We start from the raw sequence: 10182 nt of genomic DNA, 5'->3' as shown, positions 1-10182 counted from the left end.
GCTGCGCGGCCTGCTGCTCGCGCGCGGCGGCGACCGCGCGGTCGCGGCGCCGCTGCTCGGCGAAGCCGTCGCCGGATTCGAGCGGGCCGACAAGACGCACAACCGCGTCTACGCCGAGTCCAAGCGCCTGCTCGGCACGGCGGCGCGCTGAGCGCGGCCGGTCGCGGAGCCGGCGCGGCGGCGATGCGGTCGCGCGGCGCTCATGCGTTCGCGTCGAGCCGGTCCAGCATGCGCTTGAGCGCGAAATGCCGGTAGCTGTGCAGCGCGAGGCTGCGTATCTCCTTCCAGTTCGGCTTGCTGCCGATGCTCAGCGCGATCCAGCCGTTGTGGCCCATGTACGGCGGAATCGAGAAGCGCGGGTCGGCCGTGTACAGGCTCTGCTGTTCGATGCCGACCCAGAACAGGAAGCGCAGCACGCCGTCATAGCGCCAGAGCGTCGCGAACGTGCGCTTGCCGGCGCGCCAGGACGGCGAACCGAAACGCGGTTCTTCCTCCACGTCGGGCAGCGACAGGCAGTATTCGCGCAGCGGCTGGATCAGGCGCTGCATCGCCGGCGTATTCAGCGGATCGCGCTCCTCGGCGCTCAGCGTCGCTTTCGGTGCGGCGATCTGGATGGTCTTGCCGATCTGCTTCGCCAGCGCGGCCGGCGCGACTTTCTCGTAGGCCTCGCGCACGAGCGCGGCGACGCGTTTCCACGACAGGCCCTTGTCGAGCTCCACGCCGAGCCAGCCGCGCGGCCCGACATACGGCGGCACGAAGAAATACTCGGGCTCGTCGCGCACGTACTGCGCCTGCGCGCCCGGCGGCGAGCCCAGCCACAGCGCGACGCGGCCGTCGCCGTGGTGGTTGACGACATAGGTCGCGAAGGTCTTGCCGCGCACGCGGAAATCCGGCGAGCCGTGCGAGGAGAGTTCCTCGGCCTCCGGAAACGACAGGCAGATTTCGCGAACCGCTTCAGGAATGTCCTTGACCATCGCGCGCGCTCCGGAGACGGGGCCGCAGTCTCGGGCAGCGGGCTGCGGCGCCGCAAGCGGCGGCGCGGGATGCCCGGCGGGTCCGGAAGGCTCGCGTGCGGTCCGTGGAACCGCCGACACGGCGTCATCGTGTCGAGCCCTCTCCGGGCGCGATGCGCCGGGGGGCGATAGCCGCGCCGCGGTACTAGCGGCGATGGGTCAGCGCGAAATAGGCGAGGTTGCCGACACCGAACGCGCCGGCGAGCACGGCGATCGCGCCGGGTGTGATGTCGTCCCAGCCGAACACCTGGATCAGCGCGAAGCCGAACGCCAGCGCCAGCAGGGTGATGCCCGAGCGCAGCGAGGCGTAGCGCCGCTGCAGCGCCTCGCCTTCGAGGATCGAGCGCAGCAGCTCGTCGGAGCTGCCGGAGCGCAGCAGCAATACGCGCATGCGCGCATCGATCAGCAGCTTGATGACGTAGGCGATGCTGCCGAACAACGCAATCGGGACCAGCACTTGGACGGACATGGGGTTTCCTGGACGCAGGGCCTGCGGGCCGTTCGCGGATAGGGATACGGACCGGCGCCGGGCGGTTGCAAGCCGAAGTCTCGCCGTCGCGGCGATGCCGCTGCAACCGCGGGCGGCGATTCCGTATCTTGCGACGCATGGAGCGCCCCCGACCATGAATCCGGACCGCGTGCTGGTCGAAGCCGTGCTCGCGCGGCGCGCGGGCGCGTTCGAGCGCCTGGTCGCCGACCACCAGGGGCTGTGCTGGCACATCATCCAGCGCCTCGTGCGCCACCCCGAGGACACGCGCGAGCTGTGCCAGGAAACCTTCCTGCGCGTCCACCAGTACCTGCACCAGTACCGCTACGAGAGCGCGCTGAAATCGTGGATAGGCCGCGTCGCCTACGCGGTCGCGCTGCGGCATCTGGAAAAGCGCCGGGTGCCGCTGGAGGAAACCGGCCGCGACGACGCCGACGAGGATCCGCTGCTGCAGGAAAGCGACGGTTTCGATCTCGAATCCGCCTGGGCCGACGCGCAGCTGCGCGAGCAGCTGCAGGCAGCGATCGAGGCGCTCGCGCCGCTGCCGCGCATGCTGCTGACCCTGTATCACCTGGACGAGCTCAGCATTCCCGAGATCGTGCAGATCAGCGGCCTGCCGGCCGGCACGATCAAGAGCCATCTGTTCCGCAGCCGCCTGCGCCTGCGCGAGCTGCTGCAAACCCGCTTCGGAGTTTCCGCATGAACACGCCGCCGCTGACGCCGGACCAGGAACGCGAATGGACCCTGCAGGAACGTGCTCTGGCGCAGGAGCGCGGCGCGGAAGGTGCCGACGCGCCGCCGGCCTATCGCCTGCTCGCGCGCGCGCTGCGCGAACCGCTGGATTCGGCGCCGCCGGCCGGTTTCGCCGCCCTGCTCGCGCGCCGCGTCGAATGCGCGGCCTTGCCCGACCTGCGCTGGGAACGCCGCGCGACCGCGGCGCTCGTCGCGTTGCTGCTGCTGCTCGCCGCGGCGGGTCTGGCCTGGCAGGGGCAGGACTGGCTGCGCCAGCTGCTCGACGCGATGCCGTCGCTGCCGCGGCTGTTCAACGGCTGGGGCCTGCTGCTGCTGGCCGGTCTCGCGGTCGCGTATTGGCCGGCCTGGCCGGACGAACGCCTGCCCGGGACCGACCGGCCGCGCGCGTAGGGCGGCCCAATGGCGCTACGCCGCCGGATCGATACGCATCCGGCCGCGGCCGCATGACTTATGGTCTATAGGCCAGTGCCCGGGCCGACATAGCATCGGCGGACTGGCGGCCGCGTCCGGCGGTCCGCCGCATTCTCTCGGGGAGATGCACATGAGCAAGTCGCTGTGCGACTGGCGCGCCTGGGGCGCGCTGGCCGGTCTGCTGTTGCTGCCGTCCGCGCCGGTCCTGGCCGCGCCGGACGATGACGAGCGCGCCGAGGCGCGGCTCGGCGATGCCGACGCGTTCGACGAAGGCGAGGGGCGCGAGGAGTCCTGGCAGATCGAGCAGCGCCAGTTGTGGTTCGAACGCACGCGCGACCTGCGCGCGAATCCGGATGCGTCGCGCGAGCGCGCCGGTGCGGTCGAGCGGCTGCAGCTGGAACGCCGCGGCAAGGACCCGCAGCAGCAGCTGGCCGGCGAGAGCTGGCAACCGGTCGGCCCGTCGTCGATGACGATGACGGACTGGATCATGGGCCGCGTCGCCGGCCGTATCAACGCGATCACGCCGGTGCCCGGCAACGAGGACACGGTCTACGTCGGCAGCGCCGCGGGCGGCGTCTGGAAGACGACGAATGCCGGTGCGAGCTGGACGCCGGTGTTCGACCAGGTCGGCACCCTGCCGATCGGCGCGGTCACGCTGGACCCGAACAACGTCAACACGGTCTGGGTCGGCACCGGCGACAAGAACGGCGGCGGCTGCGCGGGCTATTTCGGCCAGGGCGTGTTCGTCAGCACCGACGCCGGCGCGACCTGGACCGCGCGCAACGGCAGCGGCGCGACGGCGATGCCGCTGTCGATCGTCAACGCGGTCGCGGTGCAGCCGACCGACAGCAACGTGATCCTGGCCGGCGGCGCCGGTACCTGCAACGCGAGCGGCACGCTAGCCGGGGCCGGCGTGTTCCGCTCCGCCGACGGCGGCCTGACCTGGACGCGCGTGCTCAGCACGAACGTCGAGGACATCGTCTTCGTGCCCGGCACGAACACGGTCTACGCGGGCCTGATCAACACCGGCGTGTCGAAGTCCACCGACGGCGGCGCGACCTGGACCAACGTCAGCAGCGGCCTGAACGCGACCGGCTCGCGCCTGCGCCTGGCCCTGTCGCCGAGCGACAGCAACACGCTGTATGCGCTGCAGGGCACGCGGCTCTATCGCACGGTAGACGGCGGCGCGAACTGGACCCAGACCAATGCGTCGGCCTGCGAAGGCCAATGCACCTACAACCTGACCGTCGCCGTGCATCCGACCGATCCGGCGACGATCCTGCTCGGCACGATCCGCCATTTCCGCTCGACCAACGGCGGCGCCGCGCTGACCGCCATGACGAGCACCTGGGGCACCTCTCAGAAGGTGCATCAGGACACCCACGTCGTGCGCTACTCGGCCAGCAATCCGAACCGCTTCTGGGTCGGCACCGACGGCGGCATCTGGCGTTCCGACGACGGCGGCTTGTCGTACGTCAACATGAACGCCAATCTCAACATCACGCAGTTCTACGACATCGCCGTGCATCCGAACGACGTCAACATCGTGTTCGGCGGCGCGCAGGACAACGGCTCCTCGGGCCGCCGCACGAGCCTGCAGTGGGGCCTGACCTTCGCGAGCGGCGACGGCTTCATGAACGCGGTCGATCCGAGCACGCCTTCGCGCGTGTTCCAGACCAGCTATCCGAGCAGCAACCTGCCGACCATAGTCCGCTCCGAAGCCAACGGCAGTCTCGGCAGCTACGAACTCGTGCCGCGCACGGGCCTGACCGCGTCGTCGACGTTTCCGTGGGTCACGCCGCTCGCGGCCGCGGGCAACCTGCTGTTCACTTCGTCCAATACGCTGTACCGCATGCCGACCAACGGCAGCAGCTGGACCGCCGTGTCGCCGAACATGGGCAGCGCCGCGTCGGTCGTCACGCCGCAGCTGATCGGCGTGCTGATGCCGACCTACGTCGGCACGTCGGGCGGACGCATCTATGCCAGCCCGGACGCCTCGGTGCCGACGCCGACCTTCACGAACGTCACCGGCGACTATCCCGGCGGCATCGTCTCGGACGTCGCGATGGATCCGACCAACGCGCAGCGCGTGTTCATCACGCGCTCGGGCTTCGGCGCCTCGCGCCTGTACCGCTCGACCACGGGCGGCACGACCTGGGCCGCCGTCGGCGCCGGTCTGCCGAACGTGCCGGCCAACAGCGTCGCGGTCGATCCGCTGAACACCAACCGCATCTTCGTCGCGACCGACATCGGCGTGTACGAGAGCACCGACGGCGGCGACAACTTCAGCGCGTTCTCCGCCGGCCTGCCGCTCGGCGTGGTCGTCACGGATCTCGAAATCGACGACGCGCCGCACGTGCTGACCGCCGGTACCTACAGCCGCGGGGCCTGGCGCGTCGTGCTCGGCACGAGCGCCGCGAATGCGCCGCCGACGCCGGACTTCAGCGCGGTCGTCGCGGACCTGACGGCCACGTTCACGAGCAGCGCGATCGACTTCGACGGCACCATCGCGAGCTACAGCTGGAATTTCGGCGACGGCACGCCGGCGTCGGCGCAGGCCAATCCGGTACACACTTACGCGACCTACGGCAGCTATACCGTCACCTTGACCGTGACCGACGACGACGGCGCGAACGCGAGCTTCTCGCGCGTCGTGCGGTTGTTCGCGCCGCCGGTGCCGCTGACCAACGGCGTGACGATCTCGGGCCAGAGCGCCGCGCAGAACGACGAGCTGCGCTATTCGCTACAGGTGCCCGCGGGCGCGACCAACCTGAGCTTCGTGACGACCGGCCCGGCCAACGAGGACGCCGACCTGACCGTCCTGCTCGACGGCGAGGTGATCTGCGAATCGGCCGGCGCGACCGCGAACGAGACCTGCAACATCGCCAACCCGCCGGCGGCCGGCACCTATCTCGTCAGCGTGCTGGCGTATACGGCGCTGAGCAACCAGGCCATCACCGGCAGCTACACGCCGCCGGACCGCATCTTCGGAAACGGCTTCGATCCGTGAGGAAGACCTGACGCGGAGGCGGCAGCGCGGCTCGACCGCGCTGCCGCCGGGCCGATCCATCGGCTATCGGCCGGTCACGCGCCTTGTCGCGCGGCCGGCCCGCGCGGCAAGATGCGCCATGCTGCTGCGCCTGCACCACGTTGCGATCATCTGCTCCGACTACGCCGTGTCGCGGCGCTTCTACACCGGAGTCCTCGGCCTCGCCGTCATTGCCGAGAATTACCGCGCCGACCGCGACTCCTGGAAGCTCGATCTCGCCCTGCCCGACGGCGGCCAGATCGAACTGTTCTCGTTTCCCTCGCCGCCGCCGCGGCCGTCCTGGCCCGAAGCCTGCGGCCTGCGCCATCTGTGCTTCGCCGTCGCCGACGTGGCGGCCTGTCGCCGCGAACTGCTCGCCCGCGGCGTGGCTGTGCAGGACATCCGCACCGACGAATACACCGGCCGGCGCTTCGTGTTCCTGGCCGATCCGGATGGGTTGCCGCTGGAGCTGTACGAGGCCGCGCCGGCGGCCTGACGACGCGTATCAGAAACGCAGCGACAGCCGTATCGCGAATTCGGTCGCCGTGCGCGCGAGCATGTCGATCGCGCTCAGCGCGGGGCCCGGGGCCGCGGCGAAGGCGCGGCCGTGGTCGCGATGTTCCTGCTCTTCGCGTTCGATGTCGGCGATCAGCGCGACGAACTCCTCGTCGCGGCCGGCGAGCTGGCCGCGCTGTTCGGCCAGGTGGCGCAGCACGGTGCTTTCGACGCTATAGGTGCACAGCAGGATGCCGCGGCGGCCGAACAGGCTGGGCGCGACGGCATTGGTCAGAGATTCTGGTAATTCGGCCCCGCGCCGCCCTCCGGCGTGACCCAGTTGATGATCTGGTAGGGGTCCTTGATGTCGCAGGTCTTGCAGTGCACGCAGTTCGCGGCGTTGATCTGCAGGCGCTTGCCGCTTTCCTCGGTCACGATCTCGTAGACGCCGGCTGGGCAGAAGCGCTGGCACGGGTTCTGGTATTCCTCGGCGCAGCGCGTCACGCAGATGTTCGTGTCGAGCACCTGCAGGTGCACGGGCTGGTCTTCGTCGTGCTCGGTCGCGGCGAAGTAGACCGCGGCCAGGCGGTCGCGCGGCGGCAGCGTACGTTCGGCGAAGTCGCGCCTGGGTGCCTCGTACTGGCCGATCTTCTCGAGCTGCTTCCAGTCGGCGTGGTTCTTCAGGGTCCACGGCGACAGGCCGGCGGTCAGCGTTTCCCAGCCGGCGTTGGCCAGGCCCAGCCAGAGGCCCTTGTGGAAGCCCGGCTTGATGTTGCGGACCTTGTGCAGCTCCTTGGCCACGGCCGAGGCGCGCAGCTTCGCGTCCCAGCCTTCGGCCGAATTCGTCGCGGCGATGTGCTCGGCCGCGAGCATGCCGGAGCGCAGCGCCTGGTGCGTGCCCTTGATCTTGGGCACGTTGAGCAGGCCGGCGGCGTCGCCGACCAGGATCGCGCCGGGCATCTCGCATTTGGGCAGCGACTGCCAGCCGCCGGCGACGATCGCGCGCGCGCCGTAGGAAACGACGTTGCCGCCGTCGAGCAGCGGCTTGAAGCTCGGATGGTTCTTGAGTTGCTGGAACAGCTCGAACGGCGACAGCAGCGGATCGGAATAGTCCAGGCCCGTCACGTAGCCGATCGCGACGCGGTCCTGGTCCAGGTGATACACGAAGCCGCCGCCGTAGGTCGCGTTGTCGGCCGGCCAGCCCAGGGTGTGCACCACCTTGCCGGGTTCGACGCGGCCCGGCGGCAGCTGCCACAGTTCCTTGATGCCGATCGACCAGGTCTGCGGATCGCTGTCCTTGTCGAGCGCGTACTTGGCGATCAGCTGCTTGGACAGATGGCCGCGCGCGCCTTCGCCGAGCACGGTGATCGGCGCGGTGATGTCGATGCCCTGGGTATAGCCGGGCTTGTGCGAACCGTCCTTGGCCACGCCCATGTCGCCGATGCGCACGCCGCAGACCGCGCCGGCGTCGTTGAACAGCGGCTCGGCCGCGGCGAAGCCCGGATAGATCTCGACGCCGAGCGCTTCGGCCTGCGGCGCGAGCCAGGCGCAGAGCGCGCCGAGCGAGACGATGAAATTGCCGTTGTTGTGCATCTGCGGCGGCACCACGGGCAGCTTGACGGCGCGTTCTTTGTCGCGCAGCCAGTAGAACTCGTCCTTGGTCACCGGCACGCAGATCGGCGGCGGGTTCTTGCCCCATTCCGGCAACAGCTCGTTCAGCGGTTCGGGTTCGATGACGGCACCGGACAGGATGTGCGCACCGACGGTCGAGGCTTTCTCGATGACGCAGACGCGGATGTCGGGCTTGAGCTGCTTCAGGCGGATGGCGAAGGCGAGGCCGGCCGGACCTGCGCCGACCGTGATCACGTCGTATTCCATGACATCGCGTTCGCTCATGGCGGACTCCGGCTAGAGGCGAGAAAGAGGCCGATTGTCGGCGCTACGGACTGAGCCGGCAATCCAACCGTCCGGCGGGCGCCGTCCGTCGGCCCGGCCTGCGGAGCCCGCCGCGATCGGCTAGGCTAGCGCCGCGAATCGGTCTGGGAGGGGCGATTCGCATTTCCCCGCGGCACCTTCGGCGATCCGGCGGCTCCTGCCCGGCCGGCGCCGCGCGGCTGCGGTTCGGACATCCATCAGGGGGATAAAGGTCATGTGGAGAGTCATCCTCGTCGTGCTCGTGCTCACGTTCGCGGCGTATCGGATCATCGGCGGCGGCGCCGGCAAGCCCGGAGACGCGCCGGTCGCCGACGCCGTCAACTACGACGGCTACATGGAAGTGCGCATGCTCATGCAGGGAGATCAGCGCGAGATCGAGCTCGTCGCGGTCGAAGAGCGGCCGCCGGCCGGCGACTGCGAAAAAGGCGCCACCGGCACGAAGCTGCTCGGGCTGTGCCCGGCCGGCAGCAAGCTCAGCTGCCGCATCAAGAACCTGGAATGCTCGCGCGACGTCGAGCCGCGCTATCACCGCATGCTCGACGGCCAGGCGGCCAGCGTGCATTACGCGCACGTGCAGGTCGACAGCGGCCCGGGCGCGCCGCGCCGCGCGGTGCTGCTCGGCTGGGGCATGACCGAGCAGGAATCGCAGATGCTCTGCGGCGCGGTGCAGGCCTCGGCGAACAAGAACAACAAGCTCGGCGGCAAGGTGACCTGTATCTGACCTGCGTCTGACCTGCGCGGCGGTTCAGACGCCGCGCATCACGTCCGAGCGTTCGTAGCGCGTCACGTAGGAGAACACGTCGCCGGGGTGCAGGGTCATCGCGACGAGCAGGATGCGGCTCTTCGGGTCGAAGTAGCGCCGCAACGTGCGCAGCGCCGGCGTGCCCGGCTCGACTTCGAGCTGGTCGGCCTGCTCGGCGTCGAGCGCGACCGCGGACAGGCTCTGTTCGACGAGGCCGACGCGCGCGAACAGCTCGCCTTCGATCAGCGCGCGCATCGCGTCCTCGACGCGGGCGAAGCCCGGCGGCAGGCCCTGCATGCTCGCGCGCCGGTAGACGTCGGTGATGCAGAACGGCTTGAGCATGCGCCGCTGATAGCGGATGCCGTGCAGCAGCACGCATTCGGTGCCGGCGCGCACGTCGAGCCAGCCGGCCAGGGTCGCGTCCGCGACGAGCCGGTCGCTGTGGCGCAGCTGGAAGCGCGTGGCCTGCGTGTATTGCAGCAGGTCGTCGATCGACCGCACGTACTGGTTGTAGCGCACCTGCGGTTCTGCGCTGCGCACCTTGGTGCCGGAACCCCGGCGGCGCGCGATCAGCCCCATTTCCTCGAGCGTGCGCAGCGCTTCGCGCGCGGTGTAGCGGCTGATGCCGAAGCGTTCGCAGAGCTGCGCCTCGGTCGGCAGCATGCCGCCGACCGGATGGTCGCCGCGGCGCAGTTCGTCGCGCAGTTCGTCGGCGACCTGCAGGTAGCGCGGCTTGCGCGAAGAACGCAGCCCGCGGCGCCCGGGCGCGGCGGGTGGATCGGGGCGCTGGCTGTCGTTCATCGGCGATGCGGCGTTCCGGGCTCGTGTACGCGGAATCCTAACGTTCCCGCGTAAAAAATACTGCGCGGCGACTTGCGCAAATCGTTCCGTGCGCCGAGGCTAGCCGTTCCATCGGACAGGGAGCTTGTGGATGAACACGTCGTCGGCCGAGCTGGACGCCCTGCGCATACGTGCGGCGAGTACCTGCCAGACCTTGCATTGGCTGGCCTCGGGCCGCATCGATGCGGTGCAGTTGGCCGAAGCCTATCTCGCCGCGATCGCCGCGCAGAATCCGACACTGAACGCCTACATCGGTCTGGATCCGGCGCTGACCCGCGCCCAGGCCGCGGCCAGCGCGCAACGCCGCGCCGGCGGACGCGCGCTCGGCCGGCTCGACGGCATTCCGGTCGCGATCAAGGACAACATCGACGTGGCCGGCTGGGCGACGAGCGTCGGCCTGCCGGCGCGCCGCGAGGCCGTCGCGGCGACCGACGCGGCCGTGGTGTCGCGCCTGCTCGGCGCCGGCGCGGTCGTCCTC

At 69.9% G+C, this 10182-nt stretch carries 11 protein-coding genes; 6 read left to right on the top strand and 5 right to left on the bottom strand.

The window, feature by feature from the left end:
• Positions 1–200: 200 nt before the first annotated feature.
• Both NON22_RS14495 and NON22_RS14490 read right to left on the bottom strand, forming a co-directional pair.
• Positions 201–974 (bottom strand): MmcQ/YjbR family DNA-binding protein, encoded by a 774-nt coding sequence (locus NON22_RS14495; protein ID WP_257387658.1) that lies wholly within the window; start codon positions 972–974, stop codon positions 201–203.
• A 184-nt stretch (positions 975–1158) separates the two neighbouring features.
• Entirely contained in the window at positions 1159–1482 is a 324-nt protein-coding gene (locus tag NON22_RS14490; protein WP_257387657.1) for a hypothetical protein, read from the bottom strand.
• Positions 1483–1636: 154 nt separating this feature from the next.
• Between NON22_RS14490 and NON22_RS14485 the strand changes: the two genes are divergently transcribed.
• The 4 genes from NON22_RS14485 to gloA2 all read left to right on the top strand — a co-directional run bounded on the left by NON22_RS14485 (position 1637) and on the right by gloA2 (position 6188).
• Positions 1637–2203: an RNA polymerase sigma factor gene (locus NON22_RS14485; protein ID WP_257387655.1), complete on the top strand. Its 567-nt coding sequence runs from the start codon at positions 1637–1639 to the stop codon at positions 2201–2203.
• Complete coding sequence (locus NON22_RS14480; protein ID WP_257387654.1) at positions 2200–2643, top strand: hypothetical protein; 444 nt, start codon at positions 2200–2202, stop codon at positions 2641–2643. The genes NON22_RS14485 and NON22_RS14480 overlap by 4 nt, the downstream gene beginning before the upstream one ends.
• A gap of 151 nt (positions 2644–2794) precedes the next feature.
• Entirely contained in the window at positions 2795–5674 is a 2880-nt protein-coding gene (locus NON22_RS14475; protein WP_257387653.1) for a PKD domain-containing protein, read from the top strand.
• Between the two features lie 118 nt (positions 5675–5792).
• Positions 5793–6188, top strand: coding sequence for an SMU1112c/YaeR family gloxylase I-like metalloprotein (gene gloA2, locus NON22_RS14470; RefSeq protein WP_257387652.1), 396 nt, complete (start codon positions 5793–5795; stop codon positions 6186–6188).
• 9 nt (positions 6189–6197) lie between these two features.
• Here the strand turns inward: gloA2 and NON22_RS14465 are convergent, their stop codons facing one another.
• Positions 6198–6458 carry a demethoxyubiquinone hydroxylase family protein gene (locus NON22_RS14465; protein WP_257387659.1) on the bottom strand — a complete coding sequence of 87 codons (261 nt, stop codon included), beginning with the start codon at positions 6456–6458 and terminating at the stop codon, positions 6198–6200.
• A 20-nt stretch (positions 6459–6478) separates the two neighbouring features.
• Positions 6479–8083 (bottom strand): electron transfer flavoprotein-ubiquinone oxidoreductase, encoded by a 1605-nt coding sequence (locus tag NON22_RS14460; RefSeq protein WP_257387651.1) that lies wholly within the window; start codon positions 8081–8083, stop codon positions 6479–6481.
• 253 nt (positions 8084–8336) lie between these two features.
• Between NON22_RS14460 and NON22_RS14455 the strand changes: the two genes are divergently transcribed.
• Positions 8337–8843, top strand: coding sequence for a hypothetical protein (locus NON22_RS14455; protein WP_257387650.1), 507 nt, complete (start codon positions 8337–8339; stop codon positions 8841–8843).
• 24 nt (positions 8844–8867) lie between these two features.
• Here NON22_RS14455 and NON22_RS14450 read toward each other — a convergent pair whose 3' ends face one another.
• On the bottom strand, positions 8868–9665 hold the full coding sequence (locus NON22_RS14450) for a GntR family transcriptional regulator (RefSeq protein WP_257387649.1): 798 nt from the start codon (positions 9663–9665) through the stop codon (positions 8868–8870).
• Between the two features lie 130 nt (positions 9666–9795).
• Here NON22_RS14450 and NON22_RS14445 point away from each other — a divergent pair.
• Positions 9796–10182, top strand: a 387-nt coding sequence (locus tag NON22_RS14445; protein ID WP_257387648.1) for an amidase family protein, incomplete at its 3' end; no start/stop codon positions are given.

This window comes from Tahibacter caeni (assembly GCF_024609805.1).
Lineage (GTDB): Bacteria > Pseudomonadota > Gammaproteobacteria > Xanthomonadales > Rhodanobacteraceae > Tahibacter > Tahibacter caeni.
This window is presented reverse-complemented; position numbering and strand designations above follow the sequence as displayed.

Coding starts and splice junctions, on each gene's coding strand:
- NON22_RS14495 (WP_257387658.1), bottom strand. CDS start 974: ATGGTCAAGGACATTCCTGAAGCGGTTCGCGAAATCTGCCTGTCGTTT.
- NON22_RS14490 (WP_257387657.1), bottom strand. CDS start 1,482: ATGTCCGTCCAAGTGCTGGTCCCGATTGCGTTGTTCGGCAGCATCGCC.
- NON22_RS14485 (WP_257387655.1), top strand. CDS start 1,637: ATGAATCCGGACCGCGTGCTGGTCGAAGCCGTGCTCGCGCGGCGCGCG.
- NON22_RS14480 (WP_257387654.1), top strand. CDS start 2,200: ATGAACACGCCGCCGCTGACGCCGGACCAGGAACGCGAATGGACCCTG.
- NON22_RS14475 (WP_257387653.1), top strand. CDS start 2,795: ATGAGCAAGTCGCTGTGCGACTGGCGCGCCTGGGGCGCGCTGGCCGGT.
- gloA2 (WP_257387652.1), top strand. CDS start 5,793: ATGCTGCTGCGCCTGCACCACGTTGCGATCATCTGCTCCGACTACGCC.
- NON22_RS14460 (WP_257387651.1), bottom strand. CDS start 8,083: ATGAGCGAACGCGATGTCATGGAATACGACGTGATCACGGTCGGCGCA.
- NON22_RS14455 (WP_257387650.1), top strand. CDS start 8,337: ATGTGGAGAGTCATCCTCGTCGTGCTCGTGCTCACGTTCGCGGCGTAT.
- NON22_RS14450 (WP_257387649.1), bottom strand. CDS start 9,665: ATGAACGACAGCCAGCGCCCCGATCCACCCGCCGCGCCCGGGCGCCGC.